This window comes from Stenotrophomonas sp. ASS1 (genome assembly GCF_004346925.1).
Classification (GTDB): Bacteria; Pseudomonadota; Gammaproteobacteria; order Xanthomonadales; family Xanthomonadaceae; genus Stenotrophomonas; species Stenotrophomonas maltophilia_A.
On record NZ_CP031167.1, the window covers coordinates 4,351,859 to 4,376,499 of the forward strand.

At 67.4% G+C, this 24,641-nt stretch carries 22 protein-coding genes and 1 tRNA gene; 14 read left to right on the forward strand and 9 right to left on the reverse strand.

Features of this window, described 5'->3' with window-relative positions; translation table 11 throughout:
- Positions 1-29: 29 nt before the first annotated feature.
- From MG068_RS20090 to MG068_RS20105, 4 genes are all read right to left on the reverse strand, one after another.
- The gene (locus MG068_RS20090) at positions 30-1,214 is read right to left on the reverse strand and encodes an ABC transporter permease (RefSeq protein WP_132810995.1); all 1,185 of its coding nucleotides are present in this window, start codon (positions 1,212-1,214) and stop codon (positions 30-32) included.
- The gene (locus MG068_RS20095) at positions 1,211-1,957 is read right to left on the reverse strand and encodes an ABC transporter ATP-binding protein (RefSeq protein WP_132810996.1); all 747 of its coding nucleotides are present in this window, start codon (positions 1,955-1,957) and stop codon (positions 1,211-1,213) included. Before MG068_RS20095 ends, MG068_RS20090 begins: the two co-directional genes overlap by 4 nt.
- Positions 1,954-3,480, reverse strand: a complete 1,527-nt coding sequence (locus MG068_RS20100) for an alpha/beta hydrolase (protein ID WP_132810997.1) — start codon at positions 3,478-3,480, stop codon at positions 1,954-1,956. The genes MG068_RS20095 and MG068_RS20100 overlap by 4 nt, the downstream gene beginning before the upstream one ends.
- Before the next feature lie 68 nt (positions 3,481-3,548).
- Entirely contained in the window at positions 3,549-4,751 is a 1,203-nt protein-coding gene (locus MG068_RS20105) for a GGDEF domain-containing protein (protein WP_132810998.1), read from the reverse strand.
- 154 nt (positions 4,752-4,905) lie between these two features.
- Between MG068_RS20105 and MG068_RS20110 the strand changes: the two genes are divergently transcribed.
- From MG068_RS20110 to MG068_RS20120, 3 genes are all read left to right on the forward strand, one after another.
- Entirely contained in the window at positions 4,906-5,391 is a 486-nt protein-coding gene (locus MG068_RS20110) for a DUF1203 domain-containing protein (RefSeq protein WP_132810999.1), read from the forward strand.
- 233 nt (positions 5,392-5,624) lie between these two features.
- Positions 5,625-6,797: a lytic polysaccharide monooxygenase gene (locus tag MG068_RS20115; protein ID WP_132811000.1), complete on the forward strand. Its 1,173-nt coding sequence runs from the start codon at positions 5,625-5,627 to the stop codon at positions 6,795-6,797.
- A 178-nt stretch (positions 6,798-6,975) separates the two neighbouring features.
- Positions 6,976-8,151, forward strand: coding sequence for a lytic polysaccharide monooxygenase (locus MG068_RS20120; RefSeq protein ID WP_132811001.1), 1,176 nt, complete (start codon positions 6,976-6,978; stop codon positions 8,149-8,151).
- A gap of 112 nt (positions 8,152-8,263) precedes the next feature.
- On the opposite strand, the gene MG068_RS20125 is transcribed toward MG068_RS20120, so the two are convergent.
- Positions 8,264-9,013, reverse strand: coding sequence for a ferredoxin--NADP reductase (locus MG068_RS20125; protein WP_024958208.1), 750 nt, complete (start codon positions 9,011-9,013; stop codon positions 8,264-8,266).
- Between the two features lie 84 nt (positions 9,014-9,097).
- On the opposite strand from MG068_RS20125, the gene MG068_RS20130 reads away from it, so the two are divergent.
- From MG068_RS20130 to MG068_RS20150, 5 genes are all read left to right on the forward strand, one after another.
- A complete protein-coding gene (locus MG068_RS20130) occupies positions 9,098-10,066 on the forward strand; it encodes an ABC transporter ATP-binding protein (protein WP_049400895.1) in 969 nt (322 codons plus the stop codon).
- Positions 10,063-10,854 (forward strand): ABC transporter permease, encoded by a 792-nt coding sequence (locus tag MG068_RS20135; RefSeq protein WP_010482250.1) that lies wholly within the window; start codon positions 10,063-10,065, stop codon positions 10,852-10,854. Before MG068_RS20130 ends, MG068_RS20135 begins: the two co-directional genes overlap by 4 nt.
- 340 nt (positions 10,855-11,194) lie before the next feature.
- A complete protein-coding gene (locus tag MG068_RS20140) occupies positions 11,195-11,962 on the forward strand; it encodes a hypothetical protein (RefSeq protein WP_132811002.1) in 768 nt (255 codons plus the stop codon).
- A gap of 300 nt (positions 11,963-12,262) precedes the next feature.
- Positions 12,263-13,201 carry a 2-dehydropantoate 2-reductase gene (gene panE, locus MG068_RS20145; RefSeq protein WP_132811003.1) on the forward strand — a complete coding sequence of 313 codons (939 nt, stop codon included), beginning with the start codon at positions 12,263-12,265 and terminating at the stop codon, positions 13,199-13,201.
- Positions 13,202-13,230: 29 nt separating this feature from the next.
- Positions 13,231-14,082: a Rossmann-fold NAD(P)-binding domain-containing protein gene (locus MG068_RS20150; RefSeq protein WP_206138731.1), complete on the forward strand. Its 852-nt coding sequence runs from the start codon at positions 13,231-13,233 to the stop codon at positions 14,080-14,082.
- 55 nt (positions 14,083-14,137) lie between these two features.
- Here the strand turns inward: MG068_RS20150 and MG068_RS20155 are convergent, their stop codons facing one another.
- Positions 14,138-14,935, reverse strand: a complete 798-nt coding sequence (locus tag MG068_RS20155; protein ID WP_132811166.1) for a TatD family hydrolase — start codon at positions 14,933-14,935, stop codon at positions 14,138-14,140.
- A gap of 67 nt (positions 14,936-15,002) precedes the next feature.
- Here MG068_RS20155 and hrpB point away from each other — a divergent pair, with 67 nt between their 5' ends.
- Positions 15,003-17,507 carry an ATP-dependent helicase HrpB gene (gene hrpB / locus MG068_RS20160; protein ID WP_132811005.1) on the forward strand — a complete coding sequence of 835 codons (2,505 nt, stop codon included), beginning with the start codon at positions 15,003-15,005 and terminating at the stop codon, positions 17,505-17,507.
- A gap of 135 nt (positions 17,508-17,642) precedes the next feature.
- Positions 17,643-18,017, forward strand: a complete 375-nt coding sequence (locus tag MG068_RS20165; RefSeq protein WP_019336760.1) for a hypothetical protein — start codon at positions 17,643-17,645, stop codon at positions 18,015-18,017.
- Positions 18,018-18,111: 94 nt separating this feature from the next.
- Here MG068_RS20165 and MG068_RS20170 read toward each other — a convergent pair whose 3' ends face one another.
- The 3 genes from MG068_RS20170 to MG068_RS20180 all read right to left on the reverse strand — a co-directional run bounded on the left by MG068_RS20170 (position 18,112) and on the right by MG068_RS20180 (position 19,960).
- Positions 18,112-18,651 (reverse strand): pseudouridine synthase, encoded by a 540-nt coding sequence (locus MG068_RS20170; protein ID WP_132811167.1) that lies wholly within the window; start codon positions 18,649-18,651, stop codon positions 18,112-18,114.
- A gap of 68 nt (positions 18,652-18,719) precedes the next feature.
- A complete protein-coding gene (locus MG068_RS20175) occupies positions 18,720-18,983 on the reverse strand; it encodes a hypothetical protein (RefSeq protein ID WP_223276875.1) in 264 nt (87 codons plus the stop codon).
- Between the two features lie 119 nt (positions 18,984-19,102).
- Positions 19,103-19,960: a class I SAM-dependent methyltransferase gene (locus MG068_RS20180; RefSeq protein ID WP_132811006.1), complete on the reverse strand. Its 858-nt coding sequence runs from the start codon at positions 19,958-19,960 to the stop codon at positions 19,103-19,105.
- A 169-nt stretch (positions 19,961-20,129) separates the two neighbouring features.
- Here MG068_RS20180 and MG068_RS20185 point away from each other — a divergent pair, with 169 nt between their 5' ends.
- From MG068_RS20185 to MG068_RS20200, 4 genes are all read left to right on the forward strand, one after another.
- On the forward strand, positions 20,130-21,086 hold the full coding sequence (locus MG068_RS20185; protein ID WP_049447040.1) for an aldo/keto reductase: 957 nt from the start codon (positions 20,130-20,132) through the stop codon (positions 21,084-21,086).
- 644 nt (positions 21,087-21,730) lie between these two features.
- A tRNA-Thr gene (locus tag MG068_RS20190) sits at positions 21,731-21,804 on the forward strand.
- A 357-nt stretch (positions 21,805-22,161) separates the two neighbouring features.
- Positions 22,162-23,286: a slipin family protein gene (locus MG068_RS20195; protein WP_049398660.1), complete on the forward strand. Its 1,125-nt coding sequence runs from the start codon at positions 22,162-22,164 to the stop codon at positions 23,284-23,286.
- Between the two features lie 57 nt (positions 23,287-23,343).
- Complete coding sequence (locus tag MG068_RS20200) at positions 23,344-24,564, forward strand: RtcB family protein (RefSeq protein ID WP_132811007.1); 1,221 nt, start codon at positions 23,344-23,346, stop codon at positions 24,562-24,564.
- Positions 24,565-24,641 lie beyond the last annotated feature (77 nt).

The window sequence follows — 24,641 nt, forward strand, 5'->3', positions numbered from 1 at the left end:
CGGGCACGGCCCGGCACTACCAGTGGCAGTCAGCCCGAGATCGCCAGGCGCTCGTTGTGGTAACGGCGCACGGCGGCGAACCACAGCAGTGCGGCCAGGCCGAGGCTGGCACCGAGATAGATGGCCCAGACCGACGGCGTGATGGTCTCGTGGCGGATCACCTTCAACAGCATCTGGTTCTGCGACAGGAACGGCACCGCGTACTGCCACAGCTCGCTCTTCAGCGGATAGGCCACCAATGCGTAACCGGGCATCATCGGCAGCAGCATCAGCCAGGTCATGTGGCTCTGCGCTTCCTTCATGCTCTTGGCCGCGGCCGACAGGAAGGTCAGCAGCGAGGTGCCGATCATCAGCATCGGCAACATCACCAGCAGCATCTGCAGCATCGAACCGACGTTCATGTTGAACTGGCGGCCGATGTTGCCGGGCGCGATCTGTGCGCTCACCTTGAACGCCACCAGGGTCAACAGCAGCGATACGAACCCGACCACGCAGGCAGCCGCGATCTTGCCGCTGACGATCGCGCTGCGCGAGCCGGGCGTGGCCAGCAGCGGTTCCAGTGACTGCCGCTCGCGCTCGCCGGCGGTGGCATCCATCACCAGATAGGCGCCGCCGATGAACGAGGTCAGCGTGAGCAGCACCGGCAGCAGCATCGACAGGATCATGCCGCGCTTGGCTTCGGCACTGGCCAGGTCCTGGCGTGCCACGTCCAGCGGCCGCGCCACCTGCGCGTCGATGCCACGCGCCATCAATCGCAGCGCGCCGACCTGGCCGTTGTAGGTGGCCAGTGCCGCCTCCAGACGTGCGCTGGGCACTTCGGCGGCACGACGGGTACTGTCGTTGATCACCTCCACCAGCGCCGGCTTGCCATCGGCCCAGTCCTTGCCGAAGTCATCGCTGATGCGCAGCGCCACGTCGATCTCCTGGCTGCGGATGGCCTCGGCCAGGTCCTTCGGTGCCGGCGCGGTATTCAGCCCCTGCGCGGCGAGGAAACGCACCAGATTGGGGGCGTTCTCCGCACCGATGGTCGGAATCTGCAGCGGTTGTTCGATCTGGGTGCGTACCCGGCTCTCGGCCAGCTTGCCCATGCCCAGCAGCAGCACCGGGTACAGCAGCGGCCCGAACAGCAGGGTGAGCAGCAGCGTACGGCGATCACGGGAAAGATCGCGCAGCTCCTTGCGCATCACCGTCATCAGGGTCGACATCATGCTCATGCGTGCAGGCCCTCTTCGCTGCCGATCAGTTTCACGAACGCGTCTTCCAGGTTGGATTCGCCGGCCTGCGCGCGCAGCTCATCGGCACTGCCGGCCGCCATCACCGTACCCTTGGCGATGATCACGATGTGATCGCACAGCGCGGCCACCTCCTGCATGATGTGGCTGGACAGGATCACGCAGCGGCCCTCTTCGCGCAGACCCAGCAGGAAGCGGCGCAGTGCGCGCGTGGTCATCACGTCCAGGCCGTTGGTCGGCTCATCCAGAATGACGTTGCGCGGGTCGTGCACCAGCGCGCGGGCGATCGCGGTCTTGGTCCGCTGGCCCTGCGAGAAGCCATCGGTCTGGCGGTCGAGGATGTCACCCATGTCCAGGGCATGCGACAGCACTTCGATGCGTTCGCGGATGCACTCGGCCGACAGGCCGTGCAGCTCGCCGAAGTAGGCGATGTTCTCGCGCGCGGTCAGGCGCTTGTAGACGCCACGCGCATCGGGCAGCACGCCAAGGTGGCGGCGTACTTCCACCGGATTGCGTGCGGCATCGACACCATCGACGCTGATGCTGCCCTGGTCCGGGGTCATCAGCGTGTACAGCATGCGCATGGTGGTGGTCTTGCCGGCACCATTGGGGCCCAGCAGGCCGGTGATGCGGCCGTCCTCGGCGAGGAAGCCGACGTTGGAGACCGCCTGGATGCGGCCGGTGCGGGTGTCGAAAGCCTTGTGCAGGTTGTCGGCGACGATCATGGTTCCCATCCGTTGAACGAGGTGAACGCCGGCACGTAGCTCAGCGTGTCCAGGCAGCCGGCATCCAGCGCCTTGGCATCGGTCTTGTCGATGAACTGGCCGAGCAGGCGCGGCATGCAGCCGGCACTCAGCGTGCCGTGGCCCTGGCCGCGGGCGACCAGCGCGCGGCCATTCGGCAGGCCCTTGAGGACCTGCTCGGCATAGCGCGGGGGTGTCACCGGGTCGAGTTCACCGGACAGCAGCAGCGCCGGTACGTCACTGCGCAGCGGCACGGCATTGGCCGCTGGCGCCGGCTGGTGCGGCCATACCGGGCAGGCCGCGAAGAAGGCGCTGGCCACGTCGTTGCCGAACAGTCGCTCCGGGTCCTCGGCCGGCGCCTTGTAGCGCGGCGCATCCTCGCTGCAGATCACCGACCACTGCATGCCTCGGTTGATCTGGAAATCCATGCTGCGGTTCGCACCGCGTGCCAGCGACGCCAGCGGTGCATAGCGGCCGTGCGCGGCTTCATCGAGCACCAGCGGCAGCAGCGAGGAATACTGCGGCACATAGGAGAAGGCGAACGCCAGGCCGATCACGCTGTCCGGACTCAGCACATCCTGCCGGGTCTGGTTGGTGCCGGGGTCGCGATACTCCACCGAGACCGGCGCACGGCGCAGGGTCTCGACCACGCTGCGCAGCTGCGCGCGGGTGTCGGTCGGGAAGCGTTTGCTGCAGGCGGCATCCTTGCGGCACTGCGCCGACTGCAGGGCGATCGCATCCTCGAACGTCGTGGCGAAGTCACCGCCCACCACCAGTTCGTTGGGCACTACGCCATCGATGACGATGCTGCGGGTGTGCTGCGGATAGGCACCGGCATAGCGCTGGGCCACGCGGGTACCGTAGGAGCCGCCGACCAGGTTGATCCGGTCCACGCCCAAGGCCTGGCGTACCGCATCCAGGTCGGCGATGGCTTCGGTGGTCGTGTAGAAGCGGGCATCGGCACGCCCCTGCAGCGAGGCCGCGCAGCGCTGCGCGTAGTCGCGCAGCGACGCCTCGGTGGGAGCGGCGTCCTCGTCCATCTGCAGGTCCTTGCCGTCCGCGCCGAGGCAGCTGAGCGGGTTGGAGCCGCCGGTACCCCGCTGGTCGACAAGGAAGATGTCGCGCTGCTTGCGCACCTGGCGCAGCGCGGTATCGACGATGACCGCCACTTCGCTGGCCGCCTGGCCGGGGCCACCGGCCAGGAAGAACACCGGATCGGGCTGGCTGGAGCCGCTGCTGCCCGATTCCAGCCAGGCGATGCGCAGGCCAATGCGTCGGCCATCGGGCTGGGCCCGGTCTTCCGGCACCTGCAGGGTGGCGCACTGCGCTTCCACGTTGGCGCTGGCGCCTTCGGTGGACAGCGTGCAGGGCTGGAAGTCGATCGTGCCGAAACGGCGGCTGGGTGCATCGCTGGCGCTTTCGGCACCGGGTGATGGTGACTGGCTGCAACCGGCAAGCATCAGGCTGGCCAACGTTGCGGCCAACGCGAGGTGGTGTCTTTGCATCGTGCTCGTTTCCCCTGGAGGACGTTCCTGGCAACCACGACGGGCTGCCGCGGAAGATGTGACTCAACTTACACGGGCACGGCGTCGTCGGCGATGGGCAGACGCGAAATCTCCGCCGGCGTGGCGCAGGCCAGGCGGTCGCGGCCTGCGGCCTTGGCCCGGTACAGCGCCGCATCCGCCGCTGCCAGCAGCGTGGACAGGTCGCCATGGCCGTCGTCCATGGCCAGGCCGATGCTGGCGGTGACCGTCACCGGCCCGGTGCCCAGCCGCGCCGGCTTCTGCTGCAGAGCGGTACGGATCGCGGCGGCCCATGCCATCGCTTCACCCTGTGTGCTGCCGGCCAGCACCAGCACGAACTCCTCGCCACCGTAGCGGCCCAGCAGCGTGTCGTGGCCCTGCAAACCATGCTGCAGCAGCGCAGCGAAGTGACGCAGTACCTGGTCACCGGCCAGGTGGCCCCAGCGGTCGTTGATCTGCTTGAAGTGATCGACGTCGACCAGCAACAGGGCCAGCGGCCGGCCCTGCCGACGCAGCCGCTGCAACTGCGCCTGGCCATCGGCCAGCACCGCGCTGCGGTTGAGCAGCCCGGTCAGGCCATCGGTGCGTGCCGCACGCCGCAGATCGACCAGCATGCGCTCGACCAGCAGCAGCACCATCGCGAAACATCGCGCCAGCTCCAGCATCACCCCGGCAATGTAGGTGACGAACATCGGCGTGCCGGTGCGCATGATGTCCTCACCGGCATCGGGCGCCACCGGCAGGAACAGGCGCACCGCGTACAGTGCCGCCTCGGCCAGGAACACCGCCGCCGCCAGACGGCAGCTGGTGCGCTGCTGCACGGGGGCATGCCGCAGCAGCAGCCATGCGATCCAGCCATCGACCAGCAGCGTGAACACACTGAACACCTGCAGGCGCACGCCCAGGTCCGGCCAGAGCACCAGGAAGGCGAAGATGCAGGCCATGAACGCGGCTGCCATCAACAACGGCCGCCACAGCGGCAGCGGCTGTTCCAGATGCAGCGCCACGCCGCGCAGCATCAGCACCGCGCAGCCGGCCATCGCCGCATTCCCGGCCAGTATGACCGGCACCAACGGCAGGTAGGGGCGCAGCGCAAGCAGGGTCACGCCCAGGGTCAGCAGCCACAGGCTGGCGGTCCACAGGCGCAGCACCGGTTGCCCGCGCAGCACCACAAGCAGCAATGAGAACCCCACGGCGATGCCGATGCAGAGCAGGAAGCCAAGCACGGTGATGGTGGGGAAATCCAGGGACATGCGGCGCTCATCGGCCGGGGCGGCGCGCGCATCTTAGCGCCTTGCGGTGCGATCCCCGTGGCACGGCCTGGCCCGATGGCGATGCCGGGTCTGAAAACGGCGAGCATGACGGCCGGTGCGTGCGCAGAATCCGGGGAAAACCAAGGAGACGCCCATGCATGCGTGGTACCTCGGTGGCCTCGACCACCGCCCCTTCCAGCACCTGTTCGAGAAGAGTGACACCGCGCTGGCTGCGCTGGGCATCCAGCGTCGCTGGGCCGGCGAAACAGGAGGACACCCCTGCCGGATCGGCCTGAGCGATCCGCCCAGCGGCAGCGAGCTGCTGCTGTTGTCCCATGTGCACCTGCCGCTGCACTCGCCCTATCACGCCTCGGGCCCGATCTTCGTGCAGCGTGGCGTAACGCGCTGCGTGCTGCCGCCGGGTGAGGTACCCGCCTATGTACAGCGCCGTACGATCTCGTTGCGCGCCTATGACCACGCTGCATTGATGCTGGCCGCAGAGATCAGCGCGGGCACTGATGTTGCCGCCCGGCTGGACGCGCTGTTTGCCGACCCTGCCGTGGCCTTCGTGCAACTGCACAACGCGGCCCACGGCTGCTTCTCGTGCCAGGCAGATCGAGTGGGTATGGCGCCGACGTAGCAGGATCTCCACGACGTGATCGATGCCACGCCGATCCCGTGACCGCCAACGCATCCGTTCAGCCCCACGTGAAGCCTGCGGGAAGGGCTTCACACCCCCAGTCACGGATCGGCGCTTCGGTGGTTCCTCAGCCTGCATCGCGACTCGATACTCGCCGTGGTGCCGCCGAAAGTCCGCCGTGCAGCGCAGCTCCTGCGGTCACCGTTCTCTTTCGACGACCACAAGGAAGCGCCATGTCATTCCGATCCACACCGCTGTTGCTGGCCACCTCGTTCGCCGCTGCGGGCCTGTGCCTGGCCGGCAACGCATTCGCCCACGGCACCATGACCACACCGGTCAGCCGCGTCTATGCCTGTTTCCAGGGCAATCCGGAGAACCCGACCAACCCGGCCTGCGCCGCCGCGAAAGCGGTGGGCGGTTCGCAGGCGTTCTACGACTGGAATGGCATCAACCAGGCCAATGCCAACGGCAACCACCAGGCCGTGGTGCCCGATGGCAAGCTGTGCAGCGGCAACAACCCGACCTTCCGCGGGCTGGATGTTAACCGCAGCGACTGGCAGACCACACCGATCCAGCCAGACGCCAGCGGCAAGTTCACCTTCGTGTTCAAGGCGACCGCGCCGCACGCCACGCGTGACTGGCGCTTCTTCGTCACCCGCGACGGCTGGCAACCGGGCAGCCCGCTGCGCTGGGCCGATCTGCAGGAGTTCTGCACGCTGGGCAACACGCCGCTGTCGGCCGATGGCACCTACAAGCTGCAGTGCACGCTGCCACAGCGCAGCGGCCAGCATGTGATCTACAACACCTGGCAGCGCTCGGATTCGACCGAAGCGTTCTACACCTGCATGGACGTGCGCTTTGAAGGAGGCGGTGGCAGCACCCCGCCCGCAGCGCAGTGGCAGGATGCCGGCCCGGTCACCGCGCGCGGCGAGCTGCCGGTCGGCGCCACCCTGGCGTTGCGCGTGTTCAACGCCAACGGCAATGATGTCGAACGCGTGGAAGCGACCCTGGCCAGTGGCCAGACTGCGGCCGCGCAGTGGCCGTTGGCGCTGGCCCGCAAGGTCAATACCAGCGCCCAGCACGCACGCGTGGGTGTGCTCAGCAATGGCGTGATCACACCGACGGCCTCGGCCACCGCCAACCGCGTGTACCTGAAGGATGGCAACCGCTTCCAGCTCGATACCCAGGTGCCCGACCCCGGCACGCCATCACCGGGCGGTGATTTCGACCACGTGTATCCCGCCGGTATCGGCAGCTACGTGCCGGGCCAGACCGTGGTGAAGGGCGGCGACGGCAAGCTGTATGCCTGCCGCCCGTTCCCGGAAGGTGCATGGTGCAACGTCAACGCCGAAGCCTACCGGCCGGGCGTGGGTGCAGCATGGCGCGATGCGTGGATCGCGTACTGAGGCAGTGATGCGGGAGGCGGTGCACAGTGCACCGCCTTTCGCCCGGATGGCGGCACAGAGAGCACCGTGTTGCAGATCGAACACAGCCGCCATCGATTTCAAACTTGTCCGATGTTGCCGACGGCCCTGCATGTGAAGACTGCGCGAGGTTTCCCACACTTCGCAAAGGAGTTCCTGCATGCATCTGTCCCACCGGGCAGTCCTCGCTCTGTCCGTCGTTGCCGGCCTGGCTCTGTCCGGCAGCGCCCTCGCCCACGGCACCATGTCCAAGCCGCTCAGCCGCGTGAAGCAGTGCCACGAAGGCAATCCGGAAAACCCGACCAACCCGGCCTGTGCCGCGGCCAAGGCCATCGGCGGCGCGCAGCCGTTCTATGACTGGAGCGCGATCGCCCACGGCAACGCCAATGGCAACCACCGCGACCTGGTGCGCGATGGCGAGCTGTGCAGCGCCAGCATCCCCAAGTACCGCGGCCTCGATCTGAATCGCAGCGACTGGCCGACCACGCCGGTGCGCGCCGATTCGCGTGGCCGCTACACCTTCGAATTCCTGGCGCCGGCGCCGCACGCCACCCGCGAGTGGAAGTTCTACGTCACCCGTGACGGTTGGCAGCCGGGCAGCCCGCTGCGCTGGGCCGACCTGCAGGAATTCTGCACCCTGGGCAACGTGCCGCTATCCGAAGGCGGTGTCTACAAGCTGGACTGCCCGCTGCCCAAGCGCACTGGCCAGCACATCATCTACAACACCTGGCAGCGCTCGGATTCGCAGGAAGCCTTCTACACCTGCATGGACGTGCGCTTCGAAGGTGGCGGTGGCGTGGTTCCGCCGCCGCAGTGGCAGGATGCCGGCGCGGTGACCGCCAATGGCGCACTGGACGTGGACAGCACCGTGACCCTGCGTGTGTTCAATGCCAACGGCAACGATCTGGAGCGCGTGGAAACCAAGCTGGCCGCTGGCCAGACCAGCCCGACGCAGTGGCCGCTGGCCCTGGCCCGCAAGGTCAATGCCAGTGCACAGCATGCGCGCGTGGGCGTGATGAAGAACGGCGTGATCACGCCGGTCGCCTCGGCCACCGACAACCGCGTGTACCTGAAGCCGGGCAACCGCTTCCAGCTGGAAACCCAGGTGCCGGGGCCGGGCCCGATCGATCCGGTCGATCCGCCGGGCGGCGACTTCGACTTCGTGTACCCGGCCGGCCTCAGCAACTACAAGCCGGGCGAGACCGTGGTGAAGGGCACTGACGGCAAGCTGTATGCCTGCCGCCCGTTCCCGGAAGGCGCCTGGTGCAACATCAATGCCGATGCCTATCGTCCGGGCACCGGCTATGCGTGGCGCGACGCCTGGATCGCGTACTGAGGCAGGACACCGGGGGCGGCGTGATGCCGCCCCTGGTTCATGGGCTGCCGGCCAGCGGCCGGCACTACCAGGGTCCACGCGGTTGCCGGCCAGCGGCCGGCACTACGCAGGCTTACTTGCTGCTGACGTACTTCTCGCGGCGGATCTGCGGGTTGCCCAGGCCAGCGGCCTTCAGCAGTTCGGCACAGGCGTCGACCATGTCCGGGTTGCCGCACAGGTAGGCAATGTCGGTGGCCGGGTCCGGGGTGAAGCCGGCCAGCGCCTGCTGCACGTAGCCGTGCTGCACGTCCGGATGCGGATCAGCCGGCAGTTCGCGCGACAGGCATGGAACATAACGGAAGTTCGGGTGCTTTTCGGCGAAGCTGTAGAAATCTTCGCTGTACAGCAGCTCACCCGGGCTGCGCGCGCCCTGCAGCAGCACGATCTGCACCCCGCGCTCGGCCATGGCCTTTTCCAGCAGCGGCAGCATCGAGCGGTACGGGGTAACGCCGGTGCCGGTGGCGATCAGCAGGTAGCGGGCATTGTGGTCACCGGGATTCAGGCAGAACCGGCCATAGGGGCCGGACGCACTGATCTGGCCGCCCTGCTCCAGCGCCTCGAACAGGGCCGTGGCGGCGCCACCGGGGACGAAACTGACCGCGATATCCACCGCCTCGCCCGGGCCCAGCGCGTGGTCGTGGATGGTCGCCAGCGAGTAGCTGCGCTTGGTTTCGGTGCCGTCGGCGTAGCTGAAATGGACCTGGATGAACTGGCCGGGCTGGAAATCCAGCGGCTGCCCATCGTCACGCACGAACTGGTAGTGGCCGACGGTCGGGGCCAGCATGCGGCAGCCGACCAGCTTGAGGGGGAATTGAACAGGCACGACTTTTCGGGACAGTGTGTAGCCGGGGCAAGCCCTCGGGGTCTTCTATAATAGCCCCTCCCCGCCCCTCTCCAGCGCCAGCCCATGGGCGCGAAGGCTTCGAGCTTGGCATCCCAGAACGATACGGCGCCCGCCCTGCGCGTGCGCGACCTGCGCAAAACCTATGACAACGGCACCCAGGCCCTGAAGGGCGTTTCCCTGGAAGTGGCCCCGGGCGACTTCTTCGCCCTGCTCGGCCCCAACGGTGCCGGCAAGTCCACCCTGATCGGCATCATCAGCTCCCTGGTCAACCTCAGCGAGGGCCAGGTGGAAGTGTTCGGCAGCGACCTGGTGCGCAACCGCAGCGCCACCATGCGCCTGATCGGGCTGGTGCCGCAGGAAATCAACTTCAACCTGTTCGAAAAGCCCTTCGACATCCTGGTGAACTACGCCGGTTTCTATGGCGTGCCGCGCGAGGAAGCCGAGCAGCGTGCCGAAGAGGAACTGAAGCGGGCGCACCTGTGGGAAAAGGCACAGGTGATGAGCCGTACGCTGTCCGGTGGCATGAAGCGCCGACTGATGATCGCCCGCGCGATGATGACCCGCCCGCGCCTGCTGATCCTGGACGAGCCGACCGCCGGCGTGGACATCGAGATCCGCCGCGACATGTGGCGCGTGCTGAAGGAGATCAACGCCGCCGGCACCACGATCATCCTCACCACGCACTACCTGGAAGAAGCCGAGTACCTGTGCCGCCACCTGGCGATCATCAACCATGGCCAGATCGTCGAGCAGGGACCGATGCGCACCCTGCTGGCCAAGCTGGACGTGGAAGGCTTCCTGCTGGACATCGACGGTGACCTGCCGGCGCAGCTGCCGGTGATCGAAGGCGCGACCCTGACCGCGCCGGACCCGCATACGCTGGACATCGACATGCCGCGCGCGATGGACCTCAACCGCGTGTTCGCCACGCTCAACGAGTCCGGCATCCGCGTGCGTTCGATGCGTACCAAGAGCAACCGCCTGGAGGAGCTGTTCGTGCGCCTCACCGGCAACCTGGAGAAGCCTGCATGAGCACCACCGAGCTGACCGACGGCCAGCGCAACCGCGTCGCACTGATGACCATCGTGCGCCGCGAAGTCGCCCGCATCATGCGCATCTGGGGCCAGACCCTGGTGCCGCCGGCGATCACCATGACCCTGTACTTCCTGATCTTCGGCAACCTGATCGGGTCGCGCGTGGGGGACATGGGCGGCTACACCTACATGCAGTTCATCGTGCCGGGCCTGGTGATGATGAGCGTAATCCAGAACAGCTACGGCAACATCAGCTCCTCGTTCTTCGGCGCCAAGTTCGGCCGCCACGTGGAAGAGCTGCTGGTCAGCCCGATGCCGAACTGGGTGATCCTGTGGGGCTACGTGGCCGGTGCCGTGCTGCGCGGCCTGATGGTGGGCGTGATCGTGCTGATCATCGCGATGTTCTTCACCCCGGTGCGCATCCCGCACCCGCTGGTGATGCTGACCACGGTGATCCTGGGTGCGACGATCTTCTCGCTGGCCGGTTTCATCAACGCGGTGTATGCGAAGAAGTTCGATGACGTGGCGATCGTGCCGACCTTCATCCTGACCCCGCTGACTTACCTGGGTGGCGTGTTCTATTCGGTGAAGCTGCTGCCGGGCTGGGCCGAGGCCGCGACGCACGCGAATCCGATCTTCTACATGGTCAATGCATTCCGCTATGGCCTGCTGGGCAGCAGCGATGTGCCGCTGCCGGTGGCCTACGGGTTGATGATCGGATTCGTGGTGGTGCTGACGGCGCTGGCGCTGTGGTTGCTGCGCCGTGGCGTGGGCATGCGCAGCTGAGGCGTGCCTGCAGGGCCTGCGGCCCTGCACCTGCAGTGGTAGTGCCGGCCGCTGGCCGGCAACAGCAACAGCCAAGGCGGAAGCATCACGAGTTGGGCAGGGCGGTGTGGGGGTGCAGGACACGCCGTAAACCCGTCCGTGGGGGCTCGATGGCGCCATCCATGGCGCCAACGGTCCTGCACCCCCACACCGCCCCACCCCTGACAGTTTCCGGTCGCTGTTGGTAGGTGTCGACCTTGGTCGACACGATGGATACATGCCATGCGTGGATGAAGCGTTCCCTGTAGAGCCAAGCCGATGCTTGGCTCTTTTCGTTTCGGATTACGGCTAGGCTGTAGCGATGAAGATCACTTCCATTGCGTTGGACAAGGCCGTGTCGGATGGTCCGATCGATGCGTTCAGCCATGTCCTGCTGAGCGATTCGCCCATGCTGGATGAGGTGCTGGATTGCCTGGCCTCGCTGCACGTGGCTGATCCCCTTCATCGTTATCTGTGCACGCTCGACGAAGTCGGCCAGTGCCGCTACACCAGCATGCACGCGTCCGACGACGAGCGCATCGCGCTGTACGAGAACGAAGACCCGGCGACGCCTGAAGATGCGTTGGCGGCACGCGAGCGGTTGCTGGCGCACGTCGTCGCGCAGCTTGAGCATTCCACGCATCGGCTGCAGTGGACAGCGCTGGCGGGTACGTTGATGTGCAGCGACGAGGACGTCGAGGCGCTGGTCGCTGCCAATGCGACACCTGATCTCATCATCGATGACGCGGTCTGCGTGCAGCAGGTGCCCGTGACCCGTGATGACCTGCTGATCGCCGCCCTGCCCAACGGCTACTTCAGCGCGGACTGGGACATCTTCCAGAACCACGCCCTGATCCGGTATCTGCAGGAGCGCTACGACTACCGCCTGTTCGGACTCGGCGCATCGTGGCTCGGTTTCCAGCGCGACCGCGCACCGTCGCCTGCAGAGGCGAGCGCGTTGGTCGCGGACCTGCAGCACATCTACGCGGCCGGAACGCACGACACGTGGGCACAACTGGCTGCAACGCTGGCCACCCGCACCACACTGCTATTGGGCTACACCGAAGACTTCAGCGAACAACTACCCTGAGCACCGCTCTACACGAGCGAGCGCAGCGAGCGACCCGCTTCCGCTCTTGATCTGTCTTCCGTGGTGGCCGCACCCGGAACATGTCCGTGGCCGGGCGGGTAGGTTGCGCAGAGGCGTGAGCCGCATGGATGCGGCGACCGAGCTTACATGGATGTACTTGCAGCGTCCCCTGCGCGGCCTACCCGCCCGGCCAACCCCAGTGAACAGTGCATTCCGCGAACCACCACGAGGGGCTCCGCCGTTGGCCGCAATCTCCGGCACAATCGCACTCCTGATTCCCCAGAAAACGGTGAACGTGCAATGCGCATCCTGATCCTCGGCGCCGGCGGTACCGGCGGTTACTTCGGCGGTCGCCTGGCCCAGGCCGGCGTAGATGTGACCTTCCTGGTGCGCCCCGCACGCGCCGCCCAGCTGGACCGCGATGGCCTGGTCATCCGCAGCCCGCTCGGTGATGCCAGCTTCCCGGTGCAGCACGTCACCGCCGACGCCCTGCCCGCGCTTGCCGCACAGAAGCCGTTCGACCTGGTTATCCTCAGCTGCAAGGCCTATGACCTGGACAGCTCGATCGATGCCATCGCTCCGGCCGTGGGCGCGAACACCACCGTGCTGCCGATCCTCAACGGCCTGCATCACTACAACGCGCTGGACCTGCGCTTCGGCCGCGACGCTGTGCTCGGTGGCCTATGCTTCATCAGCGCCACCAAGGCCCCCGACGGCGCCGTGCTGCACTTGGGCAAGCCGGCCAAGCTCACCTTCGGCGAGCGCGATGGCGGCGCGGCGTCCGCACGCGTGCGTGCCTTCGCCGCCGCCTGTGCGCAGGCCAACCTCGATCACCTGGCCAGCGAGCACATTGGCCAGGAACAGTGGATCAAGTACACCTTCCTGACCGCGCTGGCCGCCTCGACCTGCCTGCTGCGCGCGGATATCGGCAGTATCGTCGCCACCGATGATGGCGAGGCGATCGTGCGTGGCCTGTACGACGAATGCCTGGCCGTGGCCGAAGCTGCCGGTGAGCCGATTCCCGATGCCGCGCAGGACACCGCACGCGGCACCCTTACCCAGGCGGGCTCGGCATTGAAGGCGTCGATGCTGCGGGATCTGGAAGCCGGCCAGCAGGTAGAGGCCGAACAGATCGTCGGCGACATGCTGGCGCGTGCACGCAAGGCCGACCAGGAAGCCCTGCTGCTGCAGGTCGCCTACAGCAGCCTGCAGGCCTACCAGGCACTGCGCGGCGCGTGAGCCTCCCGTTGCAGGCCGGCGCGCTGCCTATGCGGGTGCTGATCCTCGGTATGGGCTGGAGCGGATGCGTGCTGGCCCCGCATCTGCAGGCGCGGGGCGTGCACGTCGTCGGCACGGTGCGTAACCCCTCGTCGGCGCCGGACGATGGCCTGCTGCGGCATCAGCTGCACGCTGACTCCCCACCGTCGCCCGCCCTGCTCGATGAGGTCGCGCAGGCCGAGGCCGTGCTGTGCAGCGTGCCGCCAGATGCCGCGGGCGACCCGGCACTGCGCCTGCTGCTGCCGGCTCTGCGGGCCAGCCCGGCACTGCGCTGGGTGGGCTATCTGTCGTCCACGTCGGTGTATGCCGATAGGGCCGGCGGCTGGGTTGACGAGCGCAGCGCAGCCGATGCCACCGAAGCAGCCGGCGTGCAGCGCCTGCGTGCCGAAGCGCAATGGCGTGCGCTTGCAGAGGTACGTGGCATCGCTTCGGCGGTGTTCCGCCTGCCCGGCCTGTACGGGCCGGGGCGCAATGCGTTGCTGCAGCTGTCACAGGGCCGTGCCCGCCATGTGATTCGGCCGGGCCTGGCGTTCAACCGCCTGCACGTAGAGGATCTTGCGGCAGTGATCGTCGCGGCGATGCAGCGACCGGTTGCGCAGGGGATATACCTGCCCAGCGATGACGAGCCGGCACCACCGCAGGATGTGCTGGCCTTCGCCGCGAAGCTGGGCGGGTTTGCGATGCCACCTGCCGTGGCATGGGACGACCCTGCACTCAGCCCGACGCTACGGCGCTTCTACGAGAGCAACAAGCGCATCGACAGTCGTGGCACGCGTGAAGCGCTGGCGTGGCAGCCGCGCTTCCCCAGCTACCGTGAGGGCCTGCGCGACCTGCTCCGGTAGTGCCGGCCGCTGGCCGGCACCACGGTTGATTGCCGGCCAGCGGCCGGCACTCCCATCAACCCGCGTCGGGCAGGCGGAAGAACGCACGCGTGGCGGCAGTGGCATTGGCCGCCGTCACTGCAACGTCCTCGCCACGGTCACGTGCCAGTTCTTCCACGATATGCGAAAGGAACATCGGTTCGTTGCGGCGGTCCTTCGGCATCGGCTTCAGCGTGCGTGGCAGCAGGTAGGGCGCATCGGTCTCGATCATCAGGCGGTCGGCCGGGATGTTCTTCACCAGTTCGCGCAGGTGCGCGCCACGGCGCTCGTCGCACAGCCAGCCGGTGATGCCGATGTACCAGTCCTGGTTCAGGTAGTCGAACAGCTCGTCGCGTTCGCCGGTGAAGCAATGCACCACCGCCGGGCCGATGCGACCTTCGAAGTTCTTCATCTGTGCCATGAAATCGGCATGCGCGTCGCGCTGGTGCAGGAACAGCGGCTTGCCATTGTCCGCGGCCAGCTGCAACTGGCGCTCGAAGGCACGGTGCTGCGCCGGGCGCGGCGAGAAGTCACGGAAGTAGTCCAGCCCGCACTCGCCCACCGCCACCACTTCCGGGTGGTCATGCAGCGCGCGCATCTCGGCATCACATTCCTCGGTGTACTCCACCGCATGATGCGGGTGCACGCCGGCGGTCGCATACAGGAAGCCCGGGTGCTGCTGCGCCAGCTGCACGGCCAGCGGCGAGTGCTCGCGGCTGGCACCGGTGATGACCATCTGCACCACGCCGGCCTGCCGTGCGCGGTCCAGCACGGCATCGCGGTCGCGGTCGAAGGAGTCGTGGGTCAGGTTGGCGCCGATATCGATCAGGTGCATGGTCATCGCGGGGGAAAAGTGCCCGCGCATTGTACCTGCGGCTGCCATGGCCCCTTATCCTTTGCACATGAACGCCCCGCTCTTCCCGATTTCCCCGCTGCTGCCGCAGATCCAGCAGCACCTCGCCGCGCAGCCACGACTGGTGCTGGAGGCGCCGCCCGGCGCCGGCAAGACCACCCAGGTGCCGCTGGCGCTGCTCGATGCACCGTGGCTGCAGGGGCGGAAGATCATCCTGCTGGAACCGCGCCGGGTCGCCGCACGCAGCGCCGCGCTGTTCATGGCGCGGCAGCTGGGCGAAGAGGTGGGCGGCACCGTCGGCTACCGCATCCGCTTCGAGAACAAGGTCTCGTCGCGCACCCGCATCGAGGTGGTTACCGAAGGCATCCTGACCCGCATGCTGCAGGACGACCCGATGCTGGAAGAGGTCGGCGCGATCCTGTTCGACGAATTCCACGAACGCCACCTCAGCGGTGATCTCGGCCTGGCACTGGCGCTGGACGTGCAGGCACAGCTGCGCGATGACCTGCGCCTGGTGGTGATGTCGGCGACGCTGGATGGTGAGCGGCTGGCCCGCTTCCTCGATGCACCGCGCCTGAGCAGCGAAGGCCGCAGCTACCCGGTGGCGATCAGCCATTTCCCGGCGCGCCGCGATGAGGCGCTGGAACTGCAGGTTCGCCGCGCGGTGCAGCAGGCCCTGGCTGAATATCCCGGTGACCTGCTGGTGTTCCTGCCCGGCCAGCGCGAGATCGCGCGGGTGCAGGCCGGGCTGCAGGAATCGCTGGATGCCGGCGTCGAAGTGCTGGCCCTGCACGGCGAACTGCCGGTGGAGCAGCAGGCGCGGGTCCTGCAGGCGGCCAGTGATGGTCGTCGGCGCGTGGTGCTGGCCACCAACGTCGCCGAGTCGTCGGTGACGCTGCCCGGCGTGCGCGTGGTGATCGACAGCGGCCAGGCGCGCGAACCGCGCTACGACCCCAACAGCGGCTTCACCCGGCTGGACGTGGTGGCCATCGCCCAAGCGTCGGCCGACCAGCGCGCCGGTCGCGCCGGTCGCGTGGCCGAAGGCGTGGCCTGGCGGCTGTGGCCGCAGTCGCAGCGGCTGGAGCCGCAGCGCCGCGCCGAAATCGATCAGGTCGAGCTGGCCGGACTGGCGCTGGAACTGGCCGCCTGGGGCAGCAGCGACCTGCGCTTCCTCGATCCGCCACCGGCCGGCCCGATGGGTGCCGCCCGCGAACTGCTGCAGCGGCTCGGCGCGCTGTCCAGCAGCGGTGCGATCACCGCACTTGGCCGCCGTGTGCTGGCGCTGGGCACGCATCCGCGGATGGCGGCGATGCTGCTGGCCGCGCCCCATGCCCGCGCACAGGCGCTGGCCGCCGATCTGGCCGCCCTGCTGGAGGCGCGCGATCCGTTGCGCCAGGGCGGTGATGCGCTGGCCGCGCGTTGGCGTGCGCTGGCGGCATTCCGCAATGGCCGCGCACCGGGCGACGCCAACCGCAGCGGCCTGGCCGCGATCGATGCCGCCGCCAAGCAGTGGCGTCGCCGCCTGCGCTGCGAGGCCGCACCACCGGCCAGCATCGAGGCGCACGAAATGGGCGACCTGCTCGCGCACGCGTTCCCGGACCGCATCGGTGTCCAGCACCCCAGCGATCCGCTGCGCTACCTGCTGGCCAATGGTCGCAGTGCACGCCTGCACGATCTGAGCGACCTGCGTGGCGAGCCGTGGCTGGTAGCCAGTGAACTGCGCTTCGAGGCACGCGACGCGCTGCTGCTGCGTGCCGCACCGGTGGACGAAGGCCAGCTGCGCAAGGCCTGGCCGGAGCGCTTCGTGACCGAGGACGTAGTGCGCTGGGACAGCGAGCGTCGCGCCCTGGTGGCACTGCGCGAGACCCGTTTCGACCGCATCGTGCTCGACACCCGCTCGGCCGGGCGGGTCGATCCGCAGCACGCCGCGCAGGCCCTGACCGACGCGGTAGCTGAACTCGGCCTGCAGGCGCTGCCGTGGACCGAAGGCCTGCGCCAGTGGCAGGCACGGGTGGAATCGCTGCGGCGCTGGATGCCGGAGCTGGACCTGCCCGACTGCAGCGACGACGCCCTGCTGGCCACGCGCGCGCATTGGCTGCAGCCCGCGTTCGCCGGCAAGAGCCGCCTGGATGCGCTGGACGAGGCCAGTTTCGGCGAAGCGCTGAAGTCGCCCTTGGAGTGGTCGCAGCGGCAACTGGTTGAACGGCATGCACCCACCCGCATCACCGTGCCGTCCGGGCTGGAGCGGCCGATCACCTACGCGTTGGACAGCGAGAACGGCGAACCGTTGCCGCCGGTGCTGGCGGTGAAACTGCAGGAACTGTTCGGCCTGGCCGACACGCCGCGCATCGCCGACGGCCGCGTGCCGCTCACCCTGCACCTGCTCTCGCCCGGTGGCCGCCCGCTGCAGGTCACCCAGGACCTGCGCAACTTCTGGGAAAACACCTACGCGGAAGTGAAAAAGGAAATGAAGGGCCGCTACCCGCGCCATCCGTGGCCGGATGACCCGTGGACGGCGACGGCCACCCATCGGGCCAAGCCGCGCGGGACCTGACCGGTGGGGCCGGCTGCGGACCCTGCCTGATCCTGAATGGCTGCGGTAAAGTCACACCACGTGCCACCCCGGCTGACATACCGTTTACGGGCAACACGCGACACTGGACTTCGACCCGAGGCAAAGGACCCCCGCATGAGCAAGCTGACCGTAATCACCGACCGCGCTCTGGAGCGCGCCCTGGAGCTGGCCCACACCGCCGGCGATGGCCTGAAGAGCGCCGGTGGCAGCCTGCGCAATGCGGACTGGATCAAGACCGGCGCCGCCATCGGCGCAGTGAAGACCGGCGGCAAGGCCGCAACCAAGTTCGTGCGCCGCAATCCGGCAGTGGCCGTGGCCGCCGCTGCGGTCGGTGTAGGCCTGCTCGGCTACGCGCTGTACCGTAAGCAGCAGAAGAAGAAGGCCGCCAATGGCCACGTGGTGAATGGGCAGGCGCAGCGCATCAACGCACGTGACCGCCGCAACGACACCGTGGTGGACGAGCACAGCGATATCGGCAGCGACGCCTGAGCCTGCCGGGGTCGGTTCCCTTCCACAGGAAGGGCGCTGACCCCAAGGCACTACATGAGGGCCGGACACCGGAAGGTATCCGGCCCTTTCTGCATCAACCGATCTGCAGCCACTGCCCCGGCTGCAGGTCGTCCAGCCGGTAAGGCCCCATCGACACGCGGACCAGCCGCAGCGTCGGCAGGTTCACCGCCGCGGTCATCCGCCGCACCTGGCGGTTGCGGCCCTCGCGGATCGTGATCGCCAGCCAGGCATCGGGCACGGTCTTGCGGAAGCGCACCGGCGGATCGCGTGTCCACAGCGACGGCGCCGGATCGAGGCGCTCGATCTTCGCCGGCAGGGTCGGCCCGTCATTGAGCACCACGCCGTCGCGCAGCTGTTGCAGCTGTTCGTCGCTGGGCATGCCTTCCACCTGCACCCAGTAGGTCTTGTCAGCCTTGTGCTTCGGGTCGGTCAGCTTGTGCGCCAGCGTGCCGTGGTCGGTCAGCAGCAGCAGGCCTTCGCTGTCATGGTCCAGGCGACCGGCGGCATACACGCGCGGCGGCAGGCCGAACCCGGCCAGGGTCGGCCGTGGCGGCACGCTGCGGTCGGTGAACTGGCAGAGCACGTTGAAGGGCTTGTTGAAGGCGATCAGCATTGCGGGCACGGCAGGCGGCGGGTGGGGCATTGTCCCATTCCCGCATCGCCGCCGCGATCACGGCCGGCTCAGCCGAAAACCTTCCATTCCAGCAGGAACGAGCCCAGCACCAGTGCGATGCCGCACGCGGCGATGACATTGGCCCGGCGCCGCAGGCCTGCGGCCGGCGGGTCGGCCCTGCGCGAACGTTCCTCCAGAAGGGCACCCGCGAACAGCACGGCAAACCCTACCGTCGCCATCAGATCGTGGGCATGACCACCGTAGAACACAAAATCGATCAACCGCCCCAGCACCAGCACCGCGACAGCGATGTAAAAGACCTTCTTCAACAATTCATGTCCTTGCATACGATCGAATTCCGGCGCATGGCCGGTTGGGACCAGCCATGCGCCGCGCTACGCGGGATGAGCCGAGCAGGAACGATGTCGGCCGTCCTGACCGGCACCCCCTCTTACGGCTTGATGAAGCGCAGGGTCATGCGGTCGCTTTCGCCAATGGCCTGATACTTCGCATCATCGGCCTTGTCATGCTGGTTGGTCGGCGGCAGCGTCCACACACCGTTCGGGTGGTCCTTGGTATCGCGCGGGTTGGCGTTGACCTCACTGCGCGCATCCAGCTTGAAGCCGGCGGCTTCGGCCATCGCGATCACCTGCTGCTGGCCGACGTAGCCGGTGTCATCGTCGTCGGCCACGTCGGCCTTGGCGCGATGCTCGACCACGCCCAGTACGCCGCCCGGCTTGAGCACGTTGAAGAAGCCCTGGAACATGCCCTGTGCCTGGCCGGCCTTGCGCCAGTTGTGCACGTTGCGGAAGGTCAGCACCACGTCGGCTGAACTGGCCGGGCCGAACACCGGCTTGGCCGGATCGTAGGCCACCACGGCGGTCTTGCCGAACTGTGCCGGCGCACCGGCGTACTTCTTTTCCAGGCTGTCGCGGCTGCGCTGCTGGTAGTCACGGCCGCGCCCTTCGGCAACCGCCATCGGATCGACCACGGCAGCAATGTAATGGCCCTTGTCATGCAGCAGCGGCGCCAGGATTTCCGAGTACCAGCCGTTGCCGGGGGTGATCTCGATGACGGTCTTTTCCGGCGTCACCTTGAAGAACGACAGCGTCTGCGCCGGATGACGGAAGCCATCGCGCTTGACGTTGTTGGCATCACGGGTCGACGCCTTCACCGCCGCATCGATGGCCGGTGACACCTGGATCTTCGCCGGTGCCACCGTGGCCGGTGCGGCGAACGCGGGAACAGCGGCAAGCAGGGCTGAAGCAAGCAGCAGGCGGCAACCACGCAGGGACGAAGCAGGCATCATCGGAGCGACTCCAGCGGAAGATGCGGCGAGACTAGCAGCCGCGGCGTCCCAGGTGTTCACAAAACGTTAGCTGCGTGCGCATCGCGGAACACTGTTTTGTGGTCACCGCCGCAGCACGGTCACACAACGCGTTTTATTCTGGAGCACTTCCCCCAAGGAGTCCGTGCCCATGACGGCAACCCGCGAACTGGGCCGTTCCGGCCTGCATGTACGTCCGCTCGCCTTCGGTGGCAACGTGTTCGGCTGGAGCGCCGATGAGAAGGCCAGCTTCGCCCTGCTCGATGCCTTCGTCGATGCCGGCTTCAACCTGGTCGACACCGCCGATGTGTATTCGGCGTGGGTGCCGGGCAATGCCGGCGGCGAATCGGAAACGCTGATCGGCAAGTGGTTTGCCCGTAGTGGCAAGCGCGACAAGGTGGTGCTGGCGACCAAGGTGGCCAAGTGGGCCGAGCGCCCCGGCCTGACCCCGGACAACATCAACGCCGCGGTGGAAGATTCGCTGCGCCGCCTGCAGACCGACGTGATCGATCTGTACCAGGCCCACGAGGATGACGAGTCAACGCCGCTGGAAGCGACCCTGGCCGCATTCGGTCGGCTGATCGAAGCCGGCAAGGTGCGCGCGATCGGTGCCTCCAACTACAGCGCCACGCGCCTGGCCGATGCGCTGAAGGTATCCACCGACTACAAACTGCCACGCTACGAAACCCTGCAGCCGGAGTACAACCTGTATGACCGCGCCGGCTACGAAAAGGAACTGGAACCGCTGGTGCAGCGCGAACAGATCGGCGTGATCGGCTACTACGCGCTGGCCAGCGGCTTCCTCAGCGGCAAGTACCGCACGCCGGCTGATGCGGCCAAGAGCCCGGCACGTGGCGAGAACGTGGTGAAGCGCTATCTGAATCCGCGTGGCCTGCGCATCCTGCAGGCGCTGGATGACGTGGCCAGTAAGCACAGCGCCAGTGCCGCGCAGATCGCACTGGCGTGGCAGATCGCACGGCCGTCGATCACCGCGCCGATCGTCAGCGCCACCAGCGTCGAGCAGCTGCACGATCTGTTGGCCGCAGCCAACGTGTCGCTGAGCGTGCAGGATGTCGCGCAGCTGGATGCCGCCAGCAAAGAAGGCTGAGGGGTAGTGCCGGCCGCTGGCCGGCATCGCACAATGCCGAAGAAAATAATTGAACAAAATGGTTGCGCACGAATAAATCGTGGTTTATCGTGCGCACCTCGTTTCAACAACCACTGGAAACTTCCCTTGAACGCGCATTCCGTCGCCATCGCCAAACTGCTGCCATGCCTGCGCATGGACGTGCTGGCGCGCGCGTTCGGCAAGGAAGTCCAGCTGACAACGGCCTGATACCCGCCCTGCGGAGATCGGCCACCCCGATCTCCGAGGCTTGACGACGCCCTCGGAACGCAAGTCCCGGGGGCGTTTTCGTTTGCGTCGGCACAAGGACCCGCGATGCCAGAACTGCACCCCGCGCGGCAACCCGCCGCTCACTGACACAGGTTTTTTCCGCTCCGCCGAAGGATTTACTTCGCGCGAGTGGCGACGCCTGGACATTATCTGCATCGCATCAAAACATTATCGCTCGCGATAATGTCGATGGCCTGCACCCTCGATTCTCCAACGGTCCCGTTTCCACCACGGGCTGGTGCGCGCGGCGTTGCCGTGGCGTATGCCGGAGGTCGCGGACATGCCATCGCCTGGATCGCCTGCTGGAAGCAGGCATCGGTTCGCCGGTACGCGGTTCGATTCCGCGCGGTCCCCAACTGGATAGCTCAGCTTGGTCAGAGCAACGGATCCGTAATCCGTCTGTCGTGGGTTCGATTCCCACTCCAAACCACATGACCTGTCACGTCATGACTTGAAGCAACACCCGGGGCGCAAGCCCCAGCGGCCATCGCCGCCGTCCACGGACAACGCCTTCGGGCAGGAGCGTGGAAGGCAACGGACCGCACGCCGGGCCCCGGCCCGCCGCCACTGCCAGCCACGTTCCGCACCGGTGCTGCCTGCCGGGAACGACGATGGCAGCAGTGCCGGTGCACCGAAGGCTCCGCGCGCGGACCGTCCGCCGATGGCCGCCCTCTTCCGCTGCCTGCACGTGGTGTGCAGGCGGCCTCGCCACGACCTGATCGGCCCGGGTCATGGCGATTCATTCCCATCGGGTCGAACCACCAGAGCCATACAAGGAGAGACTCCCATGTTCTGGACCATCAAGGTCGTGATCGGCGACGGCGAGCGCGGCCTGGTGTATCGCAACCGTCGTTTCCAGCAGATCCTGCTGCCGGGGGTGCACCGCCTGTCGCCGTTCGGCGGCCGCCCGCACGTGGACATCCACACCGCATCGAAGGGCGCGGCCTATACCGGCAGCGACCAGGACAGCCTGATCGAAGCGCTGGGCACCGAGCTGGACACGCACTTCGTGCTGGCCAACGTCGGCGCCAGCGAGGTCGGCCTGTTGCTGCGCAACGGCCGCATCGATGAAGTGCTGCCGCCGGGCAGCCGCCGTCTGTACTGGCGGGGTTCGGTCGACACCCAGGTGCGCGTGATGGCGCTGGGTGACGAGCCGCGCATTCCGGCGGACGTGCAGCAGCGCCTGGGCCAGTTGGGCGTGCTGCCGCGTGTGGCGGTGATCAGCACCGTGCCGAGCGAGTCGGTCGGCCTGCTGTTCATCGATGGCACGCTGCGACAGACGCTGGACGCCGGCCTGCACGCGTTCTGGAACTTCAACGGCAACGTGTCGGTGGAGCGTGTGGAGCTGCGTGCGCGTTCGCTGGACGTGTCCGGCCAGGAACTGCTCAGCCGCGACAAGGTGACCCTGCGGGTGAACCTGGCCGCGACCGTGCAGGTGGTCGACCCGGTGCGTGCACACCGCACGCTCAGCAATGCCGACGAGTTCGTCTACCGGCAGCTGCAGTTCGGCCTGCGTCAGGCGATTGCCGCGCGCAGCCTGGACGAGCTGCTGGGTGACAAGGCGGCACTGGACGGCGAGATCGCCGCCCATGTGCAGGCGGCGATCGAGGGCCACGGCGTGCGGCTGCTCGGCGTGGGCATCAAGGACGTGATCCTGCCGGGTGAGATGAAGGAGATCCTCAACGGTGTGGTGCTGGCCGAGAAGCAGGCCCAGGCCAGCGTGATCCGCCGTCGCGAGGAGGCCAACGCCACGCGTTCGCAGCTCAACACCGCAAAGCTGATCGAGGACAACCCGGTGCTGATGCGCTTGAAGGAGCTGGAGGCACTGGAGAAGGTCACCGAGAAGATCGACAAGCTCACCGTGTTCGGCGGCCTGGATGGCGTGCTGAAGCAGCTGGTGACGATCAGGTAGGGGGGTCGCGGCGGCGCAGGGACGCGCCGCCGGCCCATCAAGGACATACACGAAGACATGGACACTCAACACAATTATCAATGGCTGCACGCCGAGGGCACCACGCCGATCAAGGGCTGGGTCAACGGTGTGCCGCTGGAAGCGCAGGCGCATGAGCAGCTGCGCAACATCGCCGCGATCCCGTTCGTCGGGCCGTGGGTGGCCGTGATGCCGGACGTGCACCTGGGCAAGGGCGCGACCGTGGGCTCGGTGATCCCGACCCGCGGTGCGATCATCCCGGCGGCGGTCGGCGTCGACATCGGCTGCGGCATGGCCGCGGTGCGTACCACGCTGCGTGCCAACGACCTGCCCGATGACCTGCGGCAGCTGCGCAACAGCATCGAGCGCAGCATCCCGGTCGGCAACGGCCGTGGCGGCGAGCACCACCGCATGCCCGACAGCATCCATACGCGGCTGGTGCAGTCCGGGCTGGCCGCCGGCCTGGAGAACATCAAGGACAAGCACCGCAGGATCCGCACCGACAAGCTCGACCGCCAGCTGGGTACGCTGGGCGGCGGCAACCACTTCATCGAACTGTGCCTGGACGAGACGGACACGGTGTGGGTGATGCTGCACAGCGGATCGCGCGGCACCGGCAACCTGATCGGCACCTACTTCATCGAGAAGGCGCGCGAGGAACTGGCCCGGCGCGTGCTCGGCTTCCACCTGCCGGACAAGGACCTGGCGTTCTTCATGGAAGGCGAGCCGCTGTTCGATGACTACGTCGAAGCAGTGTCGTGGGCGCAGGACTACGCCCGGCAGAACCGCGAGGCAATGATGTCGCGGGTGCTGGCCGAGATGCGCCACCGGCTGCCGAAGTTCCAGCTGGCGGCGATGGCGGTGAACTGCCACCACAACTACGTGCAGAAGGAGACGCACCACGGCCAGGAGCTGCTCGTTACGCGCAAGGGTGCAGTGAGTGCCCGCGAGGGCGAGCTGGGCATCATTCCCGGCAGCATGGGCACGCGCAGCTACATCGTGCGTGGCAAGGGCAACGCGGAAAGCTTCCACAGCTGCAGCCACGGTGCCGGCCGGGTAATGAGCCGTGGCGCTGCGCGCCAGCAGATCACGCTGGCCCAGCACCGCGAGGCCACCGCGCATGTGGAATGCCGCAAGGACAGCGGCGTGCTGGATGAGTCGCCGGCCGCGTACAAGTCGATCGACGATGTAATGGCCGCGCAGCTCGACCTGGTCGACGTGGTGCACACGCTGCGCCAGGTGCTGTGCGTGAAGGGATGATGGAACGGTGCCGGCCTCGGCCGGCACCTGCTCGACGGGCACGGGCGAATGGATGCCCGGGATCCGTAGCGTCGAGC

Excerpts from the sequence above, each read along its gene's own strand:
- MG068_RS20090 (WP_132810995.1), bottom strand. The coding sequence starts at position 1,214 with ATGAGCATGATGTCGACCCTGATGACGGTGATGCGCAAGGAGCTGCGC.
- MG068_RS20095 (WP_132810996.1), bottom strand. The coding sequence starts at position 1,957 with ATGATCGTCGCCGACAACCTGCACAAGGCTTTCGACACCCGCACCGGC.
- MG068_RS20100 (WP_132810997.1), bottom strand. The coding sequence starts at position 3,480 with ATGCAAAGACACCACCTCGCGTTGGCCGCAACGTTGGCCAGCCTGATG.
- MG068_RS20105 (WP_132810998.1), bottom strand. The coding sequence starts at position 4,751 with ATGTCCCTGGATTTCCCCACCATCACCGTGCTTGGCTTCCTGCTCTGC.
- MG068_RS20110 (WP_132810999.1), top strand. The coding sequence starts at position 4,906 with ATGCATGCGTGGTACCTCGGTGGCCTCGACCACCGCCCCTTCCAGCAC.
- MG068_RS20115 (WP_132811000.1), top strand. The coding sequence starts at position 5,625 with ATGTCATTCCGATCCACACCGCTGTTGCTGGCCACCTCGTTCGCCGCT.
- MG068_RS20120 (WP_132811001.1), top strand. The coding sequence starts at position 6,976 with ATGCATCTGTCCCACCGGGCAGTCCTCGCTCTGTCCGTCGTTGCCGGC.
- MG068_RS20130 (WP_049400895.1), top strand. The coding sequence starts at position 9,098 with ATGGGCGCGAAGGCTTCGAGCTTGGCATCCCAGAACGATACGGCGCCC.
- MG068_RS20135 (WP_010482250.1), top strand. The coding sequence starts at position 10,063 with ATGAGCACCACCGAGCTGACCGACGGCCAGCGCAACCGCGTCGCACTG.
- MG068_RS20140 (WP_132811002.1), top strand. The coding sequence starts at position 11,195 with ATGAAGATCACTTCCATTGCGTTGGACAAGGCCGTGTCGGATGGTCCG.
- panE (WP_132811003.1), top strand. The coding sequence starts at position 12,263 with ATGCGCATCCTGATCCTCGGCGCCGGCGGTACCGGCGGTTACTTCGGC.
- MG068_RS20150 (WP_206138731.1), top strand. The coding sequence starts at position 13,231 with ATGCGGGTGCTGATCCTCGGTATGGGCTGGAGCGGATGCGTGCTGGCC.
- MG068_RS20155 (WP_132811166.1), bottom strand. The coding sequence starts at position 14,935 with ATGCACCTGATCGATATCGGCGCCAACCTGACCCACGACTCCTTCGAC.
- hrpB (WP_132811005.1), top strand. The coding sequence starts at position 15,003 with ATGAACGCCCCGCTCTTCCCGATTTCCCCGCTGCTGCCGCAGATCCAG.
- MG068_RS20165 (WP_019336760.1), top strand. The coding sequence starts at position 17,643 with ATGAGCAAGCTGACCGTAATCACCGACCGCGCTCTGGAGCGCGCCCTG.
- MG068_RS20170 (WP_132811167.1), bottom strand. The coding sequence starts at position 18,651 with ATGCTGATCGCCTTCAACAAGCCCTTCAACGTGCTCTGCCAGTTCACC.
- MG068_RS20180 (WP_132811006.1), bottom strand. The coding sequence starts at position 19,960 with ATGATGCCTGCTTCGTCCCTGCGTGGTTGCCGCCTGCTGCTTGCTTCA.
- MG068_RS20185 (WP_049447040.1), top strand. The coding sequence starts at position 20,130 with ATGACGGCAACCCGCGAACTGGGCCGTTCCGGCCTGCATGTACGTCCG.
- MG068_RS20195 (WP_049398660.1), top strand. The coding sequence starts at position 22,162 with ATGTTCTGGACCATCAAGGTCGTGATCGGCGACGGCGAGCGCGGCCTG.
- MG068_RS20200 (WP_132811007.1), top strand. The coding sequence starts at position 23,344 with ATGGACACTCAACACAATTATCAATGGCTGCACGCCGAGGGCACCACG.